Origin of the sequence: Mycolicibacterium brisbanense, assembly GCF_001570425.1 — a bacterium.
In the GTDB taxonomy this organism is placed as follows: Bacteria; Actinomycetota; Actinomycetes; order Mycobacteriales; family Mycobacteriaceae; genus Mycobacterium; species Mycobacterium brisbanense.
This window is the reverse complement of record NZ_BCSX01000007.1, coordinates 1-22,084: the sequence shown is the minus strand read 5'-3', so window position 1 is coordinate 22,084 and position 22,084 is coordinate 1. Positions and strand designations below refer to the sequence as shown.

The window sequence follows — 22,084 nt, the reverse complement described above, 5'->3', positions numbered from 1 at the left end:
TTTTCTCCCGCGAGCAGACACGGAGGCCCCCGCACGCACGGCGTGTCGGGGGCCTGCGTGTCTGCTCGGCAGTTAAAGGCGACCACCTAGGTGCTCGGCGAGGAAGCGTTCGACGGCGTGGTACATGTCGATCTGGTTGTCGGGGTTGAGGAATCCGTGGCCTTCGTCGTCCTTGACCATGTACTCGACGGCGACCCCGCGCTCGCGTAATGCCGCTACGAGGTTGTCGGATTCGGCTTGCACCACGCGGGAGTCGTTGGCGCCCTGGACAACCAGCAGGGGAGTACGTATCTGGTCGACCTTCGTGATGGGGGAGCGGGCCAGCATGTCGGCCTCCTGCTGCGGGTCGTTCGGGTCGCCGACGTACATGTGCCAGTTGGTGGCCAGGAACGGCCTGGCCACGTTCGGCAGCGTGCGCATGAAGTTCGCGAGACTGGAAATCCCGACGTAGTCGATGGCTGCGGCGAACACATCCGGGGTGAACGTGACGCCGACCAGCGCCGCGTAGCCGCCGTAGGAGCCACCGAAGATGGCTACCCGGTCGCGATCGGCATAGCCCTGTTTGACGGCCCAGTCGACGGCATCGATCAGATCGTCGTGCATCTTGCCTGCGAATTCCCCGATCGCTGCCTTGGTGAAAGCCTTGCCGTAGCCGGTGGATCCCCGAAAGTTGACCTGTAGCACCGCATATCCGCGATTGGCCAGCATCTGCACGTCGGGCTGGTAAGCCCAGACGTCCCGTGACCACGGACCGCCGTGTACCAGCAGTACCAGCGGCAGGTTCACCGGATCCACGCCGACGGGCAGCGTCAGGTAGGAGTGCAGGTTCAGTCCGTCGCGCGCGGTGATGGTGACCGGTGTCATCGGGGCCAGCTGGTCAGGATCCAGATTCGGGTACGGCCGGAACAACATTCGGCTCTCGCCCGTGGTGTGGTCGTAGAGATACGTGACGTACGGGTCGCGGTCGTGCATGAAGTTGACGACCCAGCGCCGCCCGCTGCTGTCCGACGAGATGGCGCCGAGATCGCCTTCGCCGAGCCGCGTCAGATTCTCCAGTACCGCAGCGAAATCCGCGTCCAGCGCGTGGATCACCTGGCGCTCGCCGTAGTAGCGGGCCCCGATCAATTCGCCCGTGCGCTCGCTGAGGATCAGCGGTGATGGCAGGACCATCTGAGCGGCCAGGTCCAGCACCGGATGGCTGTCCACCTCGGTTTCCACGCCGGTGGCGACATCAAGGCGGGCCAGCCTGGTTCGGTCGGTGCCGTGGTTGGATCCGAGCCAGATGCCCGTGCCGTCAGGGGTGATCGCGACGGGATGGATGCCGATGGGATAGTCGGTGCCGTCGTAGGTCTTGATGGATCGCAACGACTTCGTGCCGGTATCCCATTGCGACAGTTCGACATCGCCGTCGGCGGTGAGCACCGAGGTGAAGAGGTCGCCGTGCTGGCTGCACATCCAGCCGATCACGGTGCCAGGATTCTCCGCGAGCAGCGTGAGTTCGCCGGTGGCGATGTCGAGTTCGTACGCGTCGAACAACTCGGGGTTGCGCTTGTTGAGTTGGACCATCGCCTTGCCGGGACGCCCTTTGAGGAGGTTGAAGTCCGATCGCACGCCGGGAAACGGCGTCAGGTCGACCGCCGGGCTCTCGGGATGCTCCAAATCCACGCGGTAGATGTGCCAGTTCTCGTCACCGCCGGTGTCCTGCAGGTAGAGCAACCAGCGCGAATCATGGGTCCACCGGTAGATGTACACGCTGCGCGTCTCGTCGGCCGTCACACACCGTGGGTCGGGGTCCCCATCGAGGTTCTCGATCCATACGTTGAGCCGGTTGTGCCACGGCGCGAGATAGGCGATTCGGGTGCCGTCGGGTGAGATCGTCGCGGCGGTGCGCACGGGTGGTCGGAAGAAGTCTTCGACGGTGATGAGTTCGGGTAGCGCCATGGCGGTCCTTTCTGTAGGCAGGGTTGTTCGACGGGCGTCGCCGCTCGTGATGTGTATTCGGTTGTGAAATAAGGGTTTACTGTGTGACTGGCCCGCCGAGGCGGCCGTTGGTGGCTTCGCGGATGGCCCGGTCTATCAGCGCGAGTGCCTCGTCCTGGGTGACGGCCTTGCCGTCGACGACGATCGCTCGGCTGACGTCCTCATCGACGACCCGGAAGGCGCCGGTGACGGCGGCCGCGCAGAGCCGCACGGTGAGGTCGCCTTCCGGCAGGCCCAACCGGTCGGCGATCACCGGGATCAGCCCCTGCTCCATCCGGTCGTGCACCATCAGATACGCGGTGCGCAGGGCAGGTTCGGTCGCCGTCATGGTGGCGAGCCGCACCGCGCTGAGCTCATCCTCGATATCTTGCGGTGAGAGCGGATGTGTAATGCTGTCTGCTGCAAGGTGTTCGGATAACGACAGCTCGTGCGGCCAGCGCCGGGCGCTCGCCACGAACCGGTCGGCCGACTTCGCGAGCAGCGGTTCGACGCAACTTTCCTTGCTGCGGAAGTAGCGCCAGATCGTGCGGGTGGACAGTCCTGCTGCCTCGGCGATGTCGTCACCACTCGTTGCGGCGACGCCCCGTTCCCAGAACAGGGCGCAGGCAATGCGTGACACCGCCAGGCGCGCCTGGTCCTGCTTCTCGCCGATTGCCCTCACCCCGATCTGTCACTTAGTGACAGCTCAACTGTGTCACTAAGTGACAAGTTCGTCAACCGTCCTGCCCGGCGAGCAGGAGTTAGACGCGGCCCTCGCGGTACTGCACGACCCGGCGCAGGAGTGGATCGCTCAGGTCGTACCACGTGGCTCGGCGGTCGCCGGCCTCCGCTTTCGCGCGGACCACCCACCGAGTGGCGGTGAGCCGGCCCAGTGCTGCCGACGCGGTCTGATTCGAAACACCCACGGCGGCAGCCAGATCGGACACGGTCCGGGCGCCTTCGCCGCGTGCGAGTTCGACCACCAGACGCTGCTCGCCGGTCGGCAATTGCCAGAGCCGCTGCTGGTACGACGGTGCCAGCCGGTCCAACAGTGCGGCGATCACCGGCTCCAACGCCTGCAGTGCCGGCACGTCGGCGACGTCGGCGACCGTCTGCCACAAGCGCGGCGAGCCGCCGACCAACCGTTCGATGGCAGTCAGCCGGTTCCGGCCTTCGGGGGAGTGGAGATATTCGGCGAGTTCGCCGGTCGGCGCGATGATCTGGGCTCCCTCGTCGATGGTCAGGTCGGGGAGTTCCTCGACGATGAACGAGCCGTACCACGGGTGCGTGCGTGATGCGACTGCCGGGAAGAGCGCCGGTGCGGTTGCGAAAAGCATGACGGCAGTGGATGTTTCGACCCACGCCCGCAGGCTGCCCTGGCCTGCCTCGCCGATGGCCTCGAACACGCGGTCCAGGTTCTCGATCGCCACCAGGATCATTCGGCCGTCGGCCAGGTCGAGGATGGCCCGTTCCAATCCGATGACGTCGTCGCGCAGTTCCCGAGCGTCGGGCAAACGCGACCGAACGAGTTCGACGAGAAGATCGCCGTAGCTTCCGATGGCGAGACTGTCTTCTGGGAGTAGCAGCGGCAGAACGTCATTCGCTATATCACCGCGGGACAGTGCTCGGTGCACCACGACGTGCAACGTGTGCGTCTTGCCACTGCCGTGCGGGCCGATCAGCAGGGTGTGCGGCCGGGAGCCGTCGCGCGCCGCGTCGATGATCCGGTCGGTCAGCCGGGTGAGGAATGCCGCCCGGCCGACGGTACGCGCGTCGAGCTCGGCCGGATCGACCGCGGCCGGGGTGAACAGCGGAATGCTCACCGCCGCATCGCCAGCCACGCGGCCTTCACCAATCCTGAAGCGAAGCAATCGTCGTCGCCGACGCGGCGCAGATAGTGATCCTGCTCGAGGCGCTCGATGAACGACACCAGTTGGTCGCGGTTGCGGATCGGGGAGCCCTCGGACTGCAGCAGATGTGCTGTCGCGTCGACACTCAACGCGTCCGACGAGTGTGCGTAGATGTCGAGCAGGTCGGCGATGGCGGCGGCGTCGTCGCCGTAGTAGTTGCGCAGCCGGTCCCGGTAGTGCCGCAGGTCCCACGGATCGTGCGGGTCGATGATGGCCGCGCGCAACAGATCGGGTATCCGGTCGGGATCGACCAGCCCGGCCTGCGCTGACGCCGCGACCAGGTGCTGGATGTAGTACGGCACGTTTTCGGCTGCGGCGGCGATGGATTCGGCGACGCGGTGCCGGTCGGTGGTGGCAACCTGCGCGCCCAGCAGCAGGCACTCCGCCAGATACGTGGCGTGGTCGTGGCGGATCGGCCCGACGGTGACTTTACGGATGTCATTCACCGAGCTCAGGGCGTCTTCCGAAACATGGTGAAAGCCGATCGATCCGGACAGCACGGTGGCGAGCCGGCCCGTGTTGTCCTGCCGGAAACGTCTCAGCAGATGCAGGAACGCGTCCCCGCCGCCGGGTTTCTCGCGTTCCAGGTTGCGCGCCAGCACGGTGACTTCATCGATGAACAGCACCAGCGGTCCGCGCTCGGCGCGCGACACGGCGCGCTGCAAAAGGTCGTCGAGGGCGGCCTCGGCCTGGGTGCGCTCGAAGCGAATCGGTCCGGTGACGAAGGCGACCTTCCACCGTTCGACCTCGTGGCGCAGCGCGTTGTCGATGCGGCCGAGCTCGCCGGCCAATGCGGTGACGAATTCAGCGTAGGTTTGCCGTTCGGCACTGACCGAGACCACCGTCAGGCCCTGCTGGCGGGCGGTGTGTGCGACGAGCCGGGCGAGTGACGTCTTGCCGTGTCGCCGGTCGCCGACCAATGCGGCGCCGCCGGCGGGCAGGCTCGCGAGAATCTCCTGTTCCTCGCGGACCCGTCCGACGACGTTGGCCGGAGGCACGATGCCGCCCACCACCAGGGACATCGGGCGAATGGGCCAGGTCATGACGAAAGTCTACGCTTGCCTTGATGTACGTCATGAACGATGTACGTCAAATTCAGCGTGTAACTCGGTGGCACCCAGGCGAGCCGACAAATCCCAATCCGTTAGCGTGGCGAATTAACACGTGTCAGGAGGTTGTTCACAGTGGTCGATCAGCGCACCCCGGTCATCGTCGGCGTCGGGCAGTTCACCGAGCACATCGGTGCCTCCGACTACCGCGGTATGTCCTCGGTCGAGCTGGCCGCCGAGGGCGCCAGGGCGGCCTTGCGAGACTGCGGAGTCGACGCGGGGATCGTGGCCCGGGCCATCGACACCGTCGCCGGTGTGCGGCAGTTCGAGATCTCCAAGCCCACACCGCCTCCGTTCGGAGCGTCCGACAACTACCCGCGGTCGGTGGCGCGGCGCATCGGTGCGGAACCCGCCCGCGCGGTCCTCGAAGTCATCGGTGGGCAGGGCCCCCAGCATCTGGTCACCGAGTTCGCCGGCTCTATCGCGGCGGGGCGCTCCGACGTTGTCCTGCTGTTCGGCTCCGACGCGGTGTCCACCGAGCGGTTCTACGCCAAGCGCGACGACAAGCCCGATTTCACCGAGATCGTCGGCGGTCAGTTGGAGGACCGGGGTTTCGGATACGACGGAATCTTCGACGAGTACACCATCGCCCACGGGCTGATCGGCGCGCCGGTGCAATACGGGCTGCTGGAAAACGCGCGGCGGGCCCGGCTGGGGCTCTCGGTCGACGCATACCGGCAGAGCATGGCTGAGCTGTTCGCGCCGTTCTCCAAAGTGGCTGCCAAGAATCCTTTTTCGTCGTCCCCGGTGGAACGTTCGGTCGACGAGTTGGCCGCGGTCACCGACCGCAATCGGATGATCTGCGATCCCTATCCGCGGTTCATGGTGGCCCGCGATCAGGTCAACCAGGGCGCGGCGGTCCTGCTGATGTCGGTCGAATCGGCGCGCAGGCTGGATGTGCCCGAGGAGAAGTGGGTGTACCTGCACGGCCACGCCGACATGAAAGAGCAGAAATTGCTCGAGCGGGCCGATGTCGGGGCCAGTCCCGCGTCCGTTGCGGCGGTCGGCGAGGCGCTGCGGGTGGCGGGAATCGGGCTCGACGAGGTGGCCGCGTTCGACCTCTACAGCTGTTTTCCCTTCCCGGTGTTCAACATCTGCGACGGCACCGGGTTGGCCACCGACGACGAGCGTGGCCTGACCCTGACCGGCGGGCTGCCGTTCTTCGGCGGGCCGGGCAACAACTACTCGATGCACGCCATCGCCGAGGCGGTCAACGAAATGCGCGACAAGCCAGGGCAATACGCGCTCGTCGGGGCCAACGGTGGGATCGCCAGCAAGTACTCGGTTGGCATCTACTCGACCGAGCCCACCGATTGGGTCGCCGACAACAGCGCCGCGCTGTGCGACGAGATCGCCGCGCTGCCCAAGGTGTCGGTGACCGAAAAAGCCGACGGTGCAGCCACTGTCGAGACCTACACGGTCCGATACGACTGGCAGGTCCCGATGGGCATCGTCATCGGACGGATGGCTTCTGACGGCAGCCGGTTCCTCGCCACGACGAAAGACGAGGCGCTGCTGGGCCTGCTGTGCCACGGAGACCCGCTCGGCGCGTCGATCGTGGTGCGCTCCGGCGAGAAGGGCAACCGCGCAGCACTGATATGACCGACCGCGCGATGCAGCCCGAAAGTCGGGGTTCCGCCCTAGGCTGAGCGTATGAGCCAGGGCAGTCATCGGATGCCGCGGCAGAATTCTCGGGTTTGCCAGGCCGCTGTGGCCGCCGTTGCGGTGATGGTGGTCGCGGTCACGGCATCGTGCACGCGAACTGTCGACGGTGTCGCGGCGGGGCCTGCGGCGGGCAAGGGTCCCGTGATCGATGGCGGCAATCTCGAATCGTTGCTGCTCACTCCCGATGTGGTCTCCGGGATCGTGGGACTGCCGAACATGGTGACGATCTCGTCCTGGATGAAACCGGACACCAGTGACAGCGGGGAAAGCTACGTGCCACGTGACTGTCTCGGGGCTTTGTACAGCGGGATGTCGGTGGTCTACGCGGGCAACGGCTACTCGTCGATCTTCCAGACACGCACGGGCCCCAACAAATCCAAGCCGGACGCCACGCCGTCCGTCGACCAATCGGTGTCGACGTTCGACAGCCCCGCCGAAGCCCAGAAGGCCATGAGCGAATACCTCGACACCCTGCGCAACTGTGCCGGCAAGGATTTCACCTACACCCGTCTCCAGGTGACCTGGAAGCTGGGGACCCCCACCGATGCCGGAAACGGGATCACCACGCTGGAGAGCACGCTGCAAGGTGGTGACCAGGTGATCGACCGGGCGTTGGCCGTCAAGGGCAACGTGCTGGTCGAGGTGCAGACTCAGGACCGCAAGCCGTTGGCCGACGAGGTCAAGAAGATCATGGACGGGGTGCTCGACCAGATCGGCAGCTGAACCCTGTCAGACCAGCGCGGCGAGCTTGCCCGCCAGGTGTTCCACATAGCCGGCCACCTCGTCCTCGGCACGGTCGGGCAGGCCGAAAAGCACCTCGGTCACGCCGAGATCGCGCCAATGCGCCAGCTTGTCGGCGTCCGGCTTGAAGTCCAGCGCCACGATCTGCGGTGCGCCGTCCCGTCCGGCATCCGACCAGGTGTCCTGCAGCAACTTCACGGGTTCGTCGATGTTGAAGTCGCGCGGCGTGGTGATCCAGCCGTCGGCCGATCGCGCGATCCACTTGAAGTTCTTCTCGGTGCCTGCTGCGCCGACCAGCACCGGGATGTGCGGCTGCACGGGTTTGGGCCACGCCCAGGAGGGCCCGAAGTTCACGAATTCGCCCTCGTAGGAGGCTTCTTCCTCGGTCCACAGCGCACGCATGGCTTCCAGATACTCGCGCAGCATGGTCCGGCGCCGTGCCGGCGGGACGTTGTGGTCTGCGAGTTCGTCTGTGTTCCAACCGAATCCGACACCGAGGCTGACCCGGCCGCCGGACAGATGGTCGAGGGTCGCGATCGACTTGGCCAGGGTGATGGGATCGTGCTCGACCGGCAGCGCGACAGCCGTCGACAGCCGCACACGCGAGGTCACCGCGCACGCCGTACCCAGCGAGACCCACGGATCCAGGGTGCGCATGTAGCGGTCGTCGGGCAGTGATTCGTCACCGGTGGTCGGGTGCGCGGCCTCGCGCTTGACCGGGATGTGCGTGTGTTCGGGCACGTAGAACGTGGTGAAGCCGTGGTCGTCGGCGAGTTTGGCGGCCTTCGCGGGGGCGATACCGCGGTCGCTGGTGAAGAGAACGAGCCCGTAGTCCATTCCAGAATTAGAACGTGTTCTAGTCCGAAGGGCAAGGCCGGGCGTCTGCCGAGGCCGGGAAAAGTTCAGCGCGAGTGTTACCCGTGACCACCGGTGCGATGTTTGCTGGTATCGAACGCCATGACGACCGAACGCATCGCCGACCACGTCAAGTTCGCTTACTGGGTGCCCAATGTCAGTGGCGGGCTGGTGACCAGCGACATCGAACAGCGCACCGACTGGAATTACGAGTACAACGCCAAACTGGCGCAGACAGCGGAGAACAACGGGTTCGAGTACGCCTTGAGCCAGGTGCGCTACGAGGCCAGCTACGGCGCCGAATTCCAGCATGAATCGACCAGTTTCAGCCTCGCGTTGTTGCTGGCAACGCAGCGGCTCAAGGTCATCGCCGCGGTTCATCCCGGGCTGTGGCAACCGGGCGTGCTGGCCAAACTGGGTGCCACCGCCGACCACCTGTCCGGCGGCAGGTTCGCGGTCAACGTGGTCTCCGGCTGGTTCAAGGACGAGTTCACCCATCTGGGCGAACCGTGGCTCGAGCACGACGAGCGCTACCGCCGCAGCGCCGAATTCCTGCAGGTGCTGCGCAAGATCTGGACCGAGGACGACGTTGATTTCCGCGGCGACTTCTACCGCATCCACGACTTCACCCTCAAGCCCAAGCCGCTCAACACCGCCGAGCGTCCCAACCCGGAGTTGTTCCAGGGCGGCAACTCGTCGGCGGCCCGGCGCAACGGTGGCTACTACGCCGACTGGTACTTCTCCAACGGCAAGGATTTCGACGGGGTGACCGAGCAGGTCGTCGAGGTGCGCGATCACGCCCGGGACGTGAACCGGGAAGTGCGATTCGGGCTCAACGGCTTCATCATCGCCCGCGACACAGAGAAGGAAGCAAAGGAGACACTCAAGGAGATCATCGCCAAGGCCAACAAGCCCGCCGTGGAAGGTTTCCACAACGCCGTGCAGCAAGCCGGGAATTCGACCGGCGACAAGAAGGGGATGTGGGCGGACTCCACCTTCGAAGACCTCGTGCAGTACAACGACGGATTCCGTACTCAGCTAATCGGTACGCCCGAGCAGATCGCGGAACGCATTGCCGCGTACCGCAAACGCGGTGTCGATCTGATCCTCGGCGGATTCCTGCATTTCCAAGAGGAAATCGAGTACTTCGGCGCCAAAGTGCTGCCGCTGGTACGCGAAATCGAGGCGGCCGAACAGGATTCGGCCGATGCTCCTGTTCTGGTATCGGCTTGAGATCGGAATGACACCCGGAGCGTGTGCCACCCACACCTCCGGGTGCGCTAGCGTGGAAGATCGAAGCACTCAGGCGGTCGTGATGATGCCCGCGTGAACGCGCTACGCGACGCCCGACCAGCACAGGAGAGGTTCCATGTCCTATCCGCCCAGTAGCCCCGGATACCCGCCCACCTCGCCGTACGGTGCGCCGCAGCAGCCAGGGCGGCCCGCCGCCCCTGCCGCAGCAGCCGCGCCCGCGGGTGACAGCCCGCTGCCCACCTATCTGCTCGGCGGTGTCGCCGGTCTCGGGGTGGTGACCTATCTGCTGAGTTTCGTCGGTCTCACCGAGTCCTCCACGGGCGGCTTCTCGTTGGTCTCCCACGGTGAATGGGACATCTACGCCGCCCTGCTCGCGGCCCTCGTGGCCGGGGTGAGCCTGCTGCCGAAGCAGAAGAAGCGCGCCGCGCTGGTGGCAGTGCTGTCCACGTTCGGGTTCCTGCTGGTGATCCGCAATGTCATCGCGGCCCTCGATACAGCGACCTGGGCGTACTGGGTCGTTCTCGGCCTCACTCTCGTGCAGACCGGTCTTGCCCTGTGGGCGGTGCTGCTGGAGTCCGGCATCATCGCACCGCCTGCGCCCAAGCCGCAGTTCGAGCCGCAGGCCCCGCAGTATGGCCAGTACGGCGGCCCGTCGCAGTACTACGGACAGCAGAGCCAACCGCAGCACAGCGCCCAGCCCTATCAGCAGGCCCCGCCGCAGCAGCAGCGCCCGGGCTACCCGTCGCAGTACGGCGGCTACTCGGGTGGGCCCAACACCGGCGGTTTCCAGGCTCAGCAGAACCCTCAGGGCGGCCCCCAGAGCGGTCCCGCGGGTGGCCACAACGGCCCGCCGACTCCGCCGACCGGTTTTCCCGCGTTCGGACAGCCGCAGCAGCAGTCGTCGTCCAGCAGTTCGAACGCGTCTGCGCCGACCACCCAGGTCCCGACGCAGCAACCGACGCAGCAACCGACGCAGCAACCGACTCAGCACTCGTCCTCACAGCAATCCGGTCCGTCACAGTCGTAAGCTGGTCCGCGCGTGCGCAACCCGCACACGCGTGATCATCTGCGAGGAGCGGCCAACCCCGTGAGCAACCGGCCAGCCGGCACACGCCAGGCGCGTGAACTGCTTCGGGTCGCATTCGGTCCGTCCGTCGTGGCATTGGTGGTCATCGCCGCTGTCACCCTGTTGCAGCTGCTGATCGCCAACAGCGACATGACCGGCGCGTTCGGTGCGATCGCCAGCATGTGGCTGGGGGTGCACCAGGTTCCGGTGTCCATCGGCGGGCGGGTGCTCGGGGTCATGCCGCTGCTGCCGGTGCTGTTGATGGTGTGGGGGACAGCCCGCACCACGGCGGCTGCCACGGCGCCCAACTCGTCCTGGTTCGTCACCCGCTGGGTGGTGGCGTCGGCTCTGGGCGGTCCGGTGCTGATCGCCGCGGTCATGCTGGCCGTCATCCATGACGCGGCATCGGTGCTCACCGAGCTGCAGACCCCGAGCGCGCTGCGGGCCTTCACCGGAGTGCTCGCGGTACATGCCTTGGGTGCGGTGCTCGGTGTCGGATCGAAGATCGGCCGCCGCACCCTGCACCAATCGCCGTTGCCGAACTGGCTGCCCGATGCGTTGCGCGCGGCCATGGCGGGGGTGCTCGCCCTGTTCGGGCTCTCCGGCGCGGTCACCGCGGCCTCGCTGGTCGTCCACTGGGCCACCATGCACGACCTCTACGCCATCACCGACACCGTGCTCGGCCAGCTCAGCCTGACCCTGCTGGCCATCCTCTACATCCCCAATGTGATCGTCGGGGCGGCGGCCATCGCGGTCGGTTCGAGCGCCCACGTGGGGTTGGCGACGTTCAGTTCGTTCACCGTCTTCGGCGGCGACATCCCCGCGGTGCCCGTGCTGGCCGCACTGCCCTCGCCGCCCCTCGGGCCGGTGTGGGTGGCGCTGCTGATCGTCGGGGCCGCATCGGGGGTGGCGGTCGGGCAGCAGTGTGCGCGACGACCCCTGACCCTGCTGCCCGCCGTGGCGAAGCTCGCCGTGGCATCGGCGGTCGCGGCGGCGACGATGGCGCTGCTGGCTTACGCCGCGGGCGGTCGGTTGGGCAATTTCGGTGACGTCGGGGTGGACCAGTCGACGTTCGGACCTGCGGTGTTCCTGTGGTTCGCCGGCATCGGCGGGTTGACGGTGGCGATGTCCGGTGGCATCGCCCGCGCGCCGAGGCGGGTCGCCGAGCCCGCACCGCAACCGCGGGTGTTCGACGACGAAGACGACGAACCGGTGGCCGAGCCGGAGGACCGCGAGGCCGACGTCGAGTCCGAGTATCGGCGCGGCGATGACGCGGAACCTCCGCTCGACGTCGAGGAGGTCGACGCCCCCGATGAGGAGCCCATCGTGGCGTGGTCGAGCGGTGACACCAGCGCCGACATCGACCGCTCCGGCCACTACCCGGAGGATCCCGAGGAGCACTTCATCGCCGATCATGACGTGACCGGCGATCCGCCCCACGACAGAGCCGACTAGGCTGCTGCGCGTGCAGCAACCGCTACATGTGCCCCCGAGTGCGCCCGCACGCCTGGTCGTGTTGGCTTCGGGCACCGGATCACTGCTGGCATCGCTACTGGCGGCCGCCGTCGACGACTACCCGGCCCGGGTGGTGGCGGTCGGGACGGACCGCGCGTGCGCGGCACTCGACATCGCGGCAGCCGCCGGCGTGAAGTCCTACACGGTGCGCTTGGGCGACCATCCCGACCGGGCGGAGTGGGACCGGGCGTTGACCGCCGCCACCGAGGCCCATGAACCCGATCTGGTGGTATCCGCCGGATTCATGAAGATCCTTGGGCCACAGTTTCTTTCGCGCTTCAACGGCAGGGTGGTCAATACCCATCCGGCGTTGCTTCCGAGCTTTCCCGGCGCGCACGCCGTGCCCGACGCACTGACCTACGGCGTACGAGTGACCGGATGCACGGTGCACCTGGTCGACGCCGGAGTGGACACCGGGCCGATCCTTGCGCAGCACGCCGTGGAGGTGCGCGACGAGGACACCGAAGAGACACTGCACGAGCGCATCAAGGTCGTCGAACGACGACTCTTGGTGGACGTGCTGGCCGCGCTGGCAACCCGCGGCGTGACCTGGACCGGACGAAAGGCGACCATAGGATGAGCGACAAGCGACCGATCCGGCGCGCATTGATCAGCGTGTACGACAAGACCGGCCTCGCCGACCTGGCCCGCGGCCTGCACGAGGCCGGGGTGACCATCGTCTCCACCGGTTCGACGGCCAAAACCATTGCCTCGAGCGGTGTTCCGGTGACCCCGGTCGAAGAGGTGACGGGTTTTCCCGAGGTGCTCGACGGCCGGGTGAAGACTCTGCACCCGCGCGTGCACGCGGGCCTGCTGGCCGACACCCGCAAGCCGGAACACCTTGCCGCCCTGCAAGAACTGAACGTCGAAGCGTTCGAGCTGGTGGTGGTCAACCTCTACCCCTTCACCGAGACCGTGGAATCCGGCGCGTCGGTCGACGAATGCGTCGAGCAGATCGACATCGGCGGACCTTCGATGGTGCGGGCGGCGGCCAAGAACCACCCGAGTGTCGCGGTGGTGGTGGACCCGCTGGGTTACGACGGAGTGCTGGCCGCCGTGCGGGCCGGCGGTTTCACCCTCGACGAGCGAAAGCGGCTGGCGTCCTTGGCATTCCGGCACACCGCCGAATACGACGTCGCGGTGGCCGGCTGGATGGCCTCGACGCTGGCGCCGGAAGAGCCTGCGCAACCCTTGCCGGCTTGGTTCGCAGGCACCTGGCACCGCAGCGCGGTGTTGCGGTACGGCGAGAACCCGCATCAGCAGGCCGCTGTCTACCGGGACAATTCGGCGTGGCCGGGCCTCGCGCAGGCCGAGCAGCTGCACGGCAAGGAGATGTCCTACAACAACTACACCGACGCCGACGCGGCGTGGCGGGCGGCGTTCGACCACGAAGAGATCTGCGTGGCGATCATCAAGCACGCCAACCCGTGTGGCATCGCCATCTCGTCGGTCTCGGTGGCCGATGCGCACCGCAAGGCCCACGAGTGCGATCCGCTCAGCGCGTTCGGCGGCGTCATCGCCTCGAACACCGAGGTCAGCGTCGAGATGGCAGAGACCGTCGCCGACATCTTCACCGAGGTCATCATCGCGCCGGCGTACGAGCCCGGTGCAGTGGAAGTGCTTGCGCGCAAGAAGAACATCCGCATCCTGGTCGCATCCGAACCCTTGGTCGGCGGCATCGAAATGCGCCCGATCAGCGGCGGGTTGCTGCTGCAGGACCGCGACGCGCTCGACGCCGAAGGCGACGACCCCAACAACTGGACGCTGGCCACCGGCAACCCCGCCGACGAGCAGACGTTGGCCGACCTGGTCTTCGCTTGGCGCGCGTGCCGCGCGGTCAAGTCCAACGCGATCGTGGTGGCCAAGGACGGCGCCACCGTCGGCGTCGGCATGGGACAGGTCAACCGCGTCGACGCGGCGGCGCTGGCCGTGCAGCGAGCGGGGGACCGGGTGGTGGGCGCGGTCGCGGCCTCCGATGCGTTCTTCCCGTTCCCCGACGGGCTCGAGACGCTGACGCAAGCCGGGGTCCGGGCCATCGTGCATCCGGGCGGCTCCATGCGCGACGACGTGGTCACCGAGGCGGCCGCCAAGGCCGGCATCAGCCTGTACCTCACTGGTGCACGGCATTTCGCACACTAATATTGACGACCATGGCGACTGCGTCGAAGATGGCCGTTGCGCTGGCGGCTGCGGCGCTGGTGCTGACGTCCTGCACGCATCTGGTCGACGGTCATCCGGTGGCCTCACAAGACCTGCTGGCGGCCGCGAAAACCGGGGAGCTCAAGTGCAATCCGGTTGACGCGCCGCTGGTCACGGTGCCCCGCGTGGACGCCGACGAGCCCACCATCAGAATTCCGCAACCTCCGGGCTGGGAGCGGGTGGAGGGCCGCGACACCGATCTGCTGCGCTACACGATGAGCAACGCGAGCTTGCAGAACGGCAATTTCAAGCCGACCATCGTGATCGCGCTGGAAAGCGTCGCCGATGCGATGACTCCCGACGAGGTGTTCGCTGCTCAGCGCAAGTCGATCTCGACCCTTGGCGTGCCCGAGAGCGCCATGAAGGTCGACAACATCACCATCTGCGGACTGCCGGCGCAGACCGTGCACTACCAGATACCGCAGATGGGTGTGCTGCAGCCACACCCGGCCATCGCGTTGTTCGTGGCCTACCGCAGCGAACTGCGAACGTACTGCGCAGGTTTGACGGTGCAGACCACAGCTCCCGACAACCTGACGTACCAGCGTGACTCCGACATGATGGTGTCAGGCTTTCAAGTGCTGCCGGTCAAGAACCCGTAGCCGGCGTCAGGCGCTGACTTCGTCCTGTTCCTCGGCCGTCACGAATTCGATGAACGACGTGATCTCGTCGATGGCTCGACGAGCGTCCGGGTTGACGTCGAAGCTCAGCTGGAACATGTGCATCGCCCGTTCCCACACCTGAACCCACACGGGAATCCCCTCCGCGGTGAGCCGGTCGGCCAGGGCGAAGGCGTCGTTGAGCAGCATCTCGTGGGTGCCGACCTGAAGCAGGAACGGACCGAGGCCGTGCAGGTCGGCTTCCGGTGGCATGACGGGCGTGGGCCGGGTGCCGTTGACGGTGGCGAACACGTCATAGATGAACTTGACCGTCATGAACGGGAACATCACGTCCCGATGTTGTTGCAGGGCACGGTATTTGAGCTCCATGTCCGACGAGGTCAACGGCGAGAGCAGCACCTGGCCCGCCGGTGGCACCAAGCCGGCGTCGCGCGCGGCGATGGCGATGTCGGCGGCGATCAGCCCGCCTGCCGAATCACCGGCCAGCACAATGCGATTGGGCTGGTAGCCGAGTGAGAGCACGTACCGGTAGGCGTCGAGGCCGTCGGCGACCGCCTCTTCGATGCCGGCTTGCGGGGCCAGTCGGTAGCCCACGTTCAACACCCGGGCCCCGGTGCTGGCCGACAGTTTCGAGACGAACCGCCGGTGTGAGTTCAGCCCGAGCGTCACCAGTGCCGACCCGTGCATGTACACGATCACCGACTCGGAGTCGCCGGCTTGGCTGACCCACTCCGCCGGGCAATTGGGCAGCGCGACCGGCGTCACCTCGGTACCCGGCAGCGCCGGGACGACGCGCAGCGGGCGGTCGATCACGTCGAGATGAGCGCGCTGCAACAACGCCGGTGCGACGCGATTGACGGCAAGGCCGATCAGCGTCAACAGCCCCAGCAACGGCCGGAAGAATATCGCCGACCCAACGCCCAGAGCTCTGGACTGCCACGCGGCCGGTCCGAAGTGCACTGTTGTCGGCCGAGAGTGCCAATCTAGCGAATTCACGATACCGAGGGTATCGGGTAACTCGGGTGAGACAAAAACGCGACGTCGGCTCAGGGCATCACGATGGTGGCCTGAGCATCGATGACCTTGTTGATGTCGGTCAGCGAGCTCATGTCTCGGTACAGCGAGTCGGCGTTGATCTGCAGCACGAACGCCCCACCCGGGATCGGCATCGTCACCGTCTTCTGCGTGATGGCCCGACGCCGGCCGTCTTTGACGTACGAGCCGCCCAGGGACACCGACGGGAATCCGTTGAGATTGCCGCGCGTGACACCGCCGACCGGCTCGTACTCCGCGAGGTTCTGCAGTTCGTTCGGCGCGAACTCGAGCAGCTTGTTGGTGTCGACGTCGCCGACGAGCTTGGAGATCAACGAGATCACCGACGGCGGATCCGTCGGGGTCACGCTGTCGTTGACGATCGCCGAGTAGGCCCACGACGGGGTGCGGGTACCCGCGTCGGCCCACGGTGGCGGGGTGGGCATGGTGAACACCGGTGCGCCCGGGTCGGCGCGGTGAATGGGCGTTTCGGCGATCTTGTTGTCGCGGATGTAGTCCGCGATGGTGTACGAGTGGCCCGGCGGCTGCGGGGGCGTTGATGCCGTCGTCGTCGGGCTCGTCGACGCAGCGGCCGTCGTGGTCTGGGGGCCGGGAGGAGTCTCGTCGCCACCTGATGTCACCGCCAGCGTCACACCGCCGACGATCAGGACGACCGCGGCGAGCGCGCCCGCGATCAGCAGGCCCTTGCGCTTGCCCCCCGACGTTTTCACCGGTGCCACGTACGGCATCGGCGGCGGGCCGTAGCTGGTCGCCGGCGCAGGCATCGGTGGAGTCGTCGGCGGTTTGCGGGGCGGCTCGGCGACCGACCACGACGAGGTGAAGACCGGAGGCTCAGACGGCGGCGTGGGGCGCGCGGCCGGTGCGCTCGTCGGATTCGACGGGGACATCGGTCGCGGCGGCGGTGGCATGGGCGGCGGCGCCACCGGCGGTGCGGCCAGAGGCTGCTGAGCCACCGGCGGCGGGGGCGCCAGCGCAGGCATCTTGAGGGTTGCCGATGCCCCGGCGGCGGCCTCGGCCAGCGCGTTGGCGAAGTCGTGGCAGGTGTCGTACCGATCCTTGGGATCCTTCGCCAAACCCTTGGCCATCACCGAATCGAATACGGCGAGTTCAGGTTTGGTGGCCGCGAGCTTGGGAACCGGGGAGCTCAGGTGGTGGCTGATGACAACTGCCGGGTTGCTGTGCGCGTACGGCGGCGACCCGGTGAACAGGCGGTAGGCGGTCGCTGCCAGCGAGTACTGATCGGCCCGGCCGTCGAGGGTCTGGCCCATCAGCTGTTCGGGCGCCGTGTAGGACATCGAGCCCACCGTGATGTTGGTGGACGTCAACCCGTTCACCTCGTCGGCCCGGCGCGCGATGCCGAAGTCGGTGAGCATGATCCTGCGCTTGGCGCCATGTTTGCCGGCCACCAGTATGTTGGCCGGCTTGACATCGCGGTGGAGCAGCTTGCGCTGATGCGCGTAGTCCAGCGCGTCGCCCACCGCCGCTATGATCTCGATCACATCCGCGGCGGGCATCCCGGACGGATACACGTCGTGCAGCAGCCGGGCGGCGTCGTGGCCGTCGACGTAGTCCATCGAGATCCACAACCGGCCCTCGAACTCGCCCCGATCATGGACGCCGACGATGTGCGGGTGCCACAGCGTGGCGGCCATGTCGGCTTCGCGGATGAACCGCTGACGGAACTCATTATCTGCGCTAACGGTCTGCGGAAGCACCTTGAGGGCGTCCTCGCGGGGCAGCCGGGGATGAGCCGCCAGATACACCTCGCCCATGCCACCGGTGCCCACCAACCTGACGATGGTGAACCCCGCGAAGACTTGACCGCTAGCCAACGGCATGGGCGCAGACTACCGGGCGAGTGGCAGTCGCCACGACTTTGTAGCCCTATGGTGACCGCAAGTCAGACCGGTGACCATGCCGAGCCGCCGGAGCAGTCGTAGCTTGGAGTGGTGAGCCAACCAAAGGACCTGCCTCGGACGGTCGGTGAGCTGCGCGCATCCGGGCATCGTGAGCGAGGCGTGAAAGCCGAAATCCGGGAGAATCTCCTGGCGGCCCTTGCCGACCGGCGTGACGTATGGACCGGCATCCTGGGCTTTGACGACACCGTGATTCCGCAACTGGAGCGGGCACTGATCGCCGGACACGACGTGGTGCTGCTCGGCGAACGCGGTCAGGGCAAGACGCGGCTGCTGCGGGCGCTGACCGGGCTGCTCGACGAGTGGACACCGGTGATCGCCGGCGCCGAGCTGGGCGAGCACCCCTACAGCCCGATCACGCCGGAATCCATCCGGCGTGCTGCCGATTCCGGTGAGGACCTGCCGATCGAATGGCGGCACCGCAGCGAGCGGTACACCGAGAAGCTGGCCACGCCGGACACCAGCGTCGCCGACCTGGTCGGCGACATCGACCCGATCAAGGTGGCCGAGGGCCGCAGCCTCGGCGATCCCGAAACCATCGCCTACGGCCTGATCCCGCGGGCGCATCGCGGCATCGTGGCCGTCAACGAGCTGCCCGACCTCGCCGAGCGGATCCAGGTGTCGATGCTCAATGTGATGGAGGAGCGCGACATCCAGGTGCGTGGCTACACCCTGCGGCTGCCGCTCGACGTGCTCGTCGTCGCCAGTGCCAACCCCGAGGACTACACCAACCGCGGTCGCATCATCACTCCGCTCAAGGACCGGTTCGGCGCCGAGATCCGCACGCACTACCCGCTGGAGATCGAATCCGAGGTCGGAGTGATACGCCAAGAGGCGCATCTGGCCGCCGAGGTGCCCGACTACCTGCTCGGTGTGCTCGCCCGGTTCTCCCGCAATCTGCGTGAGTCGAGCTCGATCGACCAGCGTTCGGGTGTGTCCGCGCGGTTCGCCATCGCGGCGGCCGAGACGGTCGCGGCCTCGGCCCGGCACCGCGCCGCGATCATCGGCGAGGACGATCCGGTGGCGCGCGTGGTGGATCTCGCCACCGTGATCGACGTGCTGCGCGGCAAGCTGGAGTTCGAGACCGGCGAGGAAGGCCGCGAGCAGGCGGTGTTGGAGCATCTGCTGCGCCGCGCCACCGCCGACACCGCGCAGCGGCTACTCGGCGGCATCGACGTCGGCCCGGTGGTGGCCGCGGTGGAGGAGGGCTCTCCGGTGACCACCGGTGAGCGGGTCTCCGCGAAGGACGTATTGGCAGCCCTTCCCGCCCTGCCGGCATTGGATGCGGTGGCCGCGCGGCTGGGAGCCCGGTCGGTGGGTGAACGGGCCGCAGCGGTCGAACTGGCCCTGGAAGCGCTCTATCTGGCCAAGCGCATCGACAAGGTGTCGGGCGAGGGGGAGACGGTCTATGGCTAGTGGCCGCGCGGCCAGAGGGCACGGGCACACCTCGCGGTATTCGCGATACAGCGGCGGCCCCGATCCGCTGGCGCCGCCGATCGATCTGCGCGACGCACTCGAGCAGATCGGCCAGAACGTGATGGAGGGCAGCTCGCCACGCCGCGCGCTGTCGGAGTTGCTGCGCCGCGGGACGCGGGACATGCGTGGCACCGACCGGCTGGCCGCCGAGGCCAATCGGCGTCGGCGAGAACTGCTGTCCCGCAACAACCTTGACGGCACCCTGCAGGAGATCAAGAAGCTGCTCGACGAGGCCGTGCTAGCCGAGCGCAAGGAGCTGGCCCGAGCCCTCGACGACGATGCCCGCTTCGGCGAACTGCAGCTCGAGTCGTTGTCGCCGTCGCCTGCAAAGGCCGTGCAGGAACTCTCGGAGTATGCGTGGCGCTCGCCGGAGGCCCGCGAAAAGTACGAGCAGATCAAGGATCTGCTCGGTCGTGAGATGCTCGACCAGCGCTTCGCCGGGATGAAACAGGCGTTGGAGAACGCCACCGACGAGGATCGCCAGCGGGTCAACGACATGCTCGACGACTTGAACGACCTGCTGGACAAGCACGCCCGCGGCGAGGACACCGAGCAGGATTTTCAAGACTTCATGGACAAGCACGGCGAGTTCTTCCCGGAGAACCCGTCGAACATCGACGAGCTGCTCGACTCGCTGGCACAGCGTGCGGCCGCTGCGCAGCGTTTCCGCAACAGCCTCTCGGCGCAGCAGCGTGCTGAGCTGGATGCCCTGGCGGAGCAGGCTTTCGGGTCGCCCTCGCTGATGAACGCGCTGAACCGGCTCGACGCACACCTGCAGGCCGCGCGCCCCGGCGAGGATTGGTCGGGCTCGCAGCGGTTCTCGGGTGACAACCCGATGGGCATGGGCGAGGGCGCGCAGGCACTGTCCGACATCGCCGAGCTGGAGCAACTCGCCGACGCGCTGTCGCAGAGCTATTCCGGGGCCACGATGGAGGACGTCGACCTCGACGCGCTGGCGCGCCAGCTCGGCGACCAGGCCGCCATCGACGCCCGCACGCTCGCCGAGCTGGAGCGGGCCCTCGTCAGCCAGGGCTTCCTGGACCGCGGCTCCGACGGGCAGTGGCGGCTGTCGCCCAAGGCCATGCGTCAGCTGGGCCAGACCGCCCTGCGTGATGTGGCGCAACAACTTTCGGGCCGGCACGGGGAACGCGACACCCGTCGGGCCGGCGCAGCGGGCGAGCTGACAGGCGCGACCCGGCCCTGGCAGTTCGGCGACACCGAGCCGTGGAACGTCACCCGCACGGTGACCAACGCGGTGTTACGGCAGGCGGGCACCGGTGTCGCGGAGCGGCCGATCCGGTTTGCCGTCGAAGACGTCGAGATCTCCGAGACCGAGACCCGCACCCAGGCGTGCGTAGCGCTGCTGGTGGATACCTCGTTCTCGATGGTCATGGAGAACCGCTGGCTGCCGATGAAGCGCACGGCGCTGGCATTGCATCATCTCGTCAGCACGCGGTTCCGGTCAGATGCGTTGCAGATCATCGCCTTTGGCCGCTATGCGCGCACCGTCAGCGCTGCCGAGTTGACCGCGCTGGAAGGGGTTTACGAGCAGGGCACCAACCTGCATCATGCGTTGGCGTTGGCGTCTCGGCATCTGCGCAGGCATCCCAATGCGCAGCCCGTCGTGCTCGTGGTCACCGACGGCGAACCCACCGCGCACCTGGAGGGCTTCGACGATGGTTCCGAGGTGTTCTTCGACTACCCACCCCACCCCCGCACCATCGCCCACACCGTGCGGGGTTTCGACGAGGTCGCCCGGCTCGGTGCTCAGGTGACGATCTTCCGGCTCGGCAGTGATCCGGGGCTGGCCCGGTTCATCGACCAGGTGGCGCGGCGCGTCGCGGGGCGGGTTGTGGTGCCGGATCTCGACGGGCTGGGTGCCGCGGTCGTCGGCGACTATCTGCGAACCCGCCGACGCTGAGTGCCCTGTGCCCGCCGGACCAGCCGCCGCAGGATTTCGTGCCCCGCCATGACCGCGTGCAGGGCACCCCACTCGACCGGGAGATAATCGCGGGCCCGCACCAATCGGGCTGCCAATTCGGGTGATTCGTCGTGCAATATGCGCCGCGCCCGGCGGGCGTGGAAAGTGTTCGACGCGATCTTGATGGCCGGGGCGTCGGACAACAGCGGTATCGAATTCCTGATGTTCTCGACCGTCGTGCGTGACTGATCGTCGAGCCGAATGTTGGCTGCGGGCACACCGCGTGACACGACGGCGTAGTTGGCCATCATCTGCGCTTCCGAGAGTTCGGACCGCACAGCTCCGCCGGAGAACACGAAGCGTGCTTGCGACGGGTCGGTCGAGCGCATCGCGATGCGCACGCGCCAGCGGTGCAGGGCAGGCTCGGGGCAGCCGAGAACAAGGATCGCCTCGCCCGGGGTGATCCGGCCGGGATCGAGCCGGTCGGCGGGTAACGCGTCCCGCGATGCCTGCCACGTTCTCCACTCACACCACGCGAATAGCGCACCGGCCGTGACCGTCGCGAGACGGAGGTTTCTGGTCCACGTGCTCATGGCGCCATTATCGTGCGCCCACTTCGACGAAAGTGTTGCGCTGCCCGCCGCGCACGGCCGTTGTCAAGCTGCTTGGAGTCGGTTTTCGGGTTTGGGTAGGTTGATGCCGACGGTATTGGCTGGTGCTGGGGTGTGTGGGCGTCGGCGGAATCGTTCGGGGTGTGCCTGGTAGTAGGCCTGGTGAGTGGCTGCGCGGCGGTGCCAGCGGTCGAGCCAGCTGCCGTCGTGGACC

18 protein-coding genes are annotated in these 22,084 nt (G+C 67.1%); 10 read left to right on the top strand and 8 right to left on the bottom strand.

What is annotated here, in order from left to right:
- Positions 1–72: 72 nt before the first annotated feature.
- The 4 genes from RMCB_RS02540 to RMCB_RS02525 form a co-directional block, all read right to left on the bottom strand.
- The gene (locus RMCB_RS02540) at positions 73–1,941 is read right to left on the bottom strand and encodes a S9 family peptidase (RefSeq protein ID WP_062827500.1); all 1,869 of its coding nucleotides are present in this window, start codon (positions 1,939–1,941) and stop codon (positions 73–75) included.
- Positions 1,942–2,017: 76 nt separating this feature from the next.
- Positions 2,018–2,632: a TetR/AcrR family transcriptional regulator gene (locus RMCB_RS02535; RefSeq protein ID WP_201028226.1), complete on the bottom strand. Its 615-nt coding sequence runs from the start codon at positions 2,630–2,632 to the stop codon at positions 2,018–2,020.
- A gap of 88 nt (positions 2,633–2,720) precedes the next feature.
- Positions 2,721–3,800 (bottom strand): MarR family transcriptional regulator, encoded by a 1,080-nt coding sequence (locus RMCB_RS02530; protein ID WP_109784152.1) that lies wholly within the window; start codon positions 3,798–3,800, stop codon positions 2,721–2,723.
- On the bottom strand, positions 3,779–4,891 hold the full coding sequence (locus RMCB_RS02525) for an ATP-binding protein (RefSeq protein WP_062827499.1): 1,113 nt from the start codon (positions 4,889–4,891) through the stop codon (positions 3,779–3,781). The genes RMCB_RS02530 and RMCB_RS02525 overlap by 22 nt, the downstream gene beginning before the upstream one ends.
- A gap of 162 nt (positions 4,892–5,053) precedes the next feature.
- Between RMCB_RS02525 and RMCB_RS02520 the strand changes: the two genes are divergently transcribed.
- Positions 5,054–6,580, top strand: a complete 1,527-nt coding sequence (locus RMCB_RS02520) for an acetyl-CoA acetyltransferase (protein WP_062827498.1) — start codon at positions 5,054–5,056, stop codon at positions 6,578–6,580.
- A 51-nt stretch (positions 6,581–6,631) separates the two neighbouring features.
- Complete coding sequence (locus tag RMCB_RS02515; protein ID WP_084388344.1) at positions 6,632–7,366, top strand: sensor domain-containing protein; 735 nt, start codon at positions 6,632–6,634, stop codon at positions 7,364–7,366.
- A gap of 6 nt (positions 7,367–7,372) precedes the next feature.
- On the opposite strand, the gene RMCB_RS02510 is transcribed toward RMCB_RS02515, so the two are convergent.
- The gene (locus RMCB_RS02510; RefSeq protein ID WP_062827496.1) at positions 7,373–8,221 is read right to left on the bottom strand and encodes an LLM class F420-dependent oxidoreductase; all 849 of its coding nucleotides are present in this window, start codon (positions 8,219–8,221) and stop codon (positions 7,373–7,375) included.
- Between the two features lie 120 nt (positions 8,222–8,341).
- On the opposite strand from RMCB_RS02510, the gene sfnG reads away from it, so the two are divergent.
- The 6 genes from sfnG (at position 8,342) to RMCB_RS02480 (ending at position 14,875) form a co-directional block, all read left to right on the top strand.
- On the top strand, positions 8,342–9,472 hold the full coding sequence (sfnG, locus tag RMCB_RS02505) for a dimethylsulfone monooxygenase SfnG (protein ID WP_029369202.1): 1,131 nt from the start codon (positions 8,342–8,344) through the stop codon (positions 9,470–9,472).
- A gap of 136 nt (positions 9,473–9,608) precedes the next feature.
- Entirely contained in the window at positions 9,609–10,520 is a 912-nt protein-coding gene (locus RMCB_RS02500) for a DUF5336 domain-containing protein (RefSeq protein WP_062827495.1), read from the top strand.
- A gap of 60 nt (positions 10,521–10,580) precedes the next feature.
- Positions 10,581–12,014 carry a cell division protein PerM gene (locus RMCB_RS02495; RefSeq protein WP_062827718.1) on the top strand — a complete coding sequence of 478 codons (1,434 nt, stop codon included), beginning with the start codon at positions 10,581–10,583 and terminating at the stop codon, positions 12,012–12,014.
- A 10-nt stretch (positions 12,015–12,024) separates the two neighbouring features.
- Positions 12,025–12,654, top strand: coding sequence for a phosphoribosylglycinamide formyltransferase (purN, locus tag RMCB_RS02490; RefSeq protein WP_062827494.1), 630 nt, complete (start codon positions 12,025–12,027; stop codon positions 12,652–12,654).
- Positions 12,651–14,213: a bifunctional phosphoribosylaminoimidazolecarboxamide formyltransferase/IMP cyclohydrolase gene (gene purH / locus RMCB_RS02485; RefSeq protein ID WP_062827493.1), complete on the top strand. Its 1,563-nt coding sequence runs from the start codon at positions 12,651–12,653 to the stop codon at positions 14,211–14,213. The genes purN and purH overlap by 4 nt, the downstream gene beginning before the upstream one ends.
- Positions 14,214–14,224: 11 nt before the next feature.
- Positions 14,225–14,875 carry a hypothetical protein gene (locus RMCB_RS02480; RefSeq protein ID WP_029369197.1) on the top strand — a complete coding sequence of 217 codons (651 nt, stop codon included), beginning with the start codon at positions 14,225–14,227 and terminating at the stop codon, positions 14,873–14,875.
- 6 nt (positions 14,876–14,881) lie between these two features.
- Here the strand turns inward: RMCB_RS02480 and RMCB_RS02475 are convergent, their stop codons facing one another.
- Positions 14,882–15,892, bottom strand: coding sequence for an alpha/beta hydrolase (locus RMCB_RS02475; RefSeq protein ID WP_407662103.1), 1,011 nt, complete (start codon positions 15,890–15,892; stop codon positions 14,882–14,884).
- Positions 15,893–15,939: 47 nt separating this feature from the next.
- Entirely contained in the window at positions 15,940–17,784 is a 1,845-nt protein-coding gene (locus tag RMCB_RS02470) for an LpqN/LpqT family lipoprotein (protein ID WP_062827491.1), read from the bottom strand.
- Positions 17,785–17,895: 111 nt separating this feature from the next.
- Here RMCB_RS02470 and RMCB_RS02465 point away from each other — a divergent pair, with 111 nt between their 5' ends.
- Together RMCB_RS02465 and RMCB_RS02460 are read left to right on the top strand one after the other, a co-directional pair.
- Positions 17,896–19,278, top strand: coding sequence for a sigma 54-interacting transcriptional regulator (locus tag RMCB_RS02465; protein WP_029369193.1), 1,383 nt, complete (start codon positions 17,896–17,898; stop codon positions 19,276–19,278).
- Positions 19,271–21,259 (top strand): vWA domain-containing protein, encoded by a 1,989-nt coding sequence (locus tag RMCB_RS02460; RefSeq protein WP_062827490.1) that lies wholly within the window; start codon positions 19,271–19,273, stop codon positions 21,257–21,259. Before RMCB_RS02465 ends, RMCB_RS02460 begins: the two co-directional genes overlap by 8 nt.
- Here RMCB_RS02460 and RMCB_RS02455 read toward each other — a convergent pair.
- A complete protein-coding gene (locus RMCB_RS02455) occupies positions 21,235–21,852 on the bottom strand; it encodes a YdcF family protein (protein ID WP_062827489.1) in 618 nt (205 codons plus the stop codon). The two genes, RMCB_RS02460 and RMCB_RS02455, sit on opposite strands and share 25 nt — an antisense overlap.
- Between the last annotated feature and the right edge of the window lie 232 nt (positions 21,853–22,084).

Excerpts from the sequence above, each read along its gene's own strand:
- RMCB_RS02540 (WP_062827500.1), bottom strand. The coding sequence starts at position 1,941 with ATGGCGCTACCCGAACTCATCACCGTCGAAGACTTCTTCCGACCACCC.
- RMCB_RS02525 (WP_062827499.1), bottom strand. The coding sequence starts at position 4,891 with ATGTCCCTGGTGGTGGGCGGCATCGTGCCTCCGGCCAACGTCGTCGGA.
- RMCB_RS02515 (WP_084388344.1), top strand. The coding sequence starts at position 6,632 with ATGAGCCAGGGCAGTCATCGGATGCCGCGGCAGAATTCTCGGGTTTGC.
- RMCB_RS02510 (WP_062827496.1), bottom strand. The coding sequence starts at position 8,221 with ATGGACTACGGGCTCGTTCTCTTCACCAGCGACCGCGGTATCGCCCCC.
- sfnG (WP_029369202.1), top strand. The coding sequence starts at position 8,342 with ATGACGACCGAACGCATCGCCGACCACGTCAAGTTCGCTTACTGGGTG.
- RMCB_RS02500 (WP_062827495.1), top strand. The coding sequence starts at position 9,609 with ATGTCCTATCCGCCCAGTAGCCCCGGATACCCGCCCACCTCGCCGTAC.
- purH (WP_062827493.1), top strand. The coding sequence starts at position 12,651 with ATGAGCGACAAGCGACCGATCCGGCGCGCATTGATCAGCGTGTACGAC.
- RMCB_RS02480 (WP_029369197.1), top strand. The coding sequence starts at position 14,225 with ATGGCGACTGCGTCGAAGATGGCCGTTGCGCTGGCGGCTGCGGCGCTG.
- RMCB_RS02470 (WP_062827491.1), bottom strand. The coding sequence starts at position 17,784 with ATGCCGTTGGCTAGCGGTCAAGTCTTCGCGGGGTTCACCATCGTCAGG.
- RMCB_RS02460 (WP_062827490.1), top strand. The coding sequence starts at position 19,271 with ATGGCTAGTGGCCGCGCGGCCAGAGGGCACGGGCACACCTCGCGGTAT.
- RMCB_RS02455 (WP_062827489.1), bottom strand. The coding sequence starts at position 21,852 with ATGAGCACGTGGACCAGAAACCTCCGTCTCGCGACGGTCACGGCCGGT.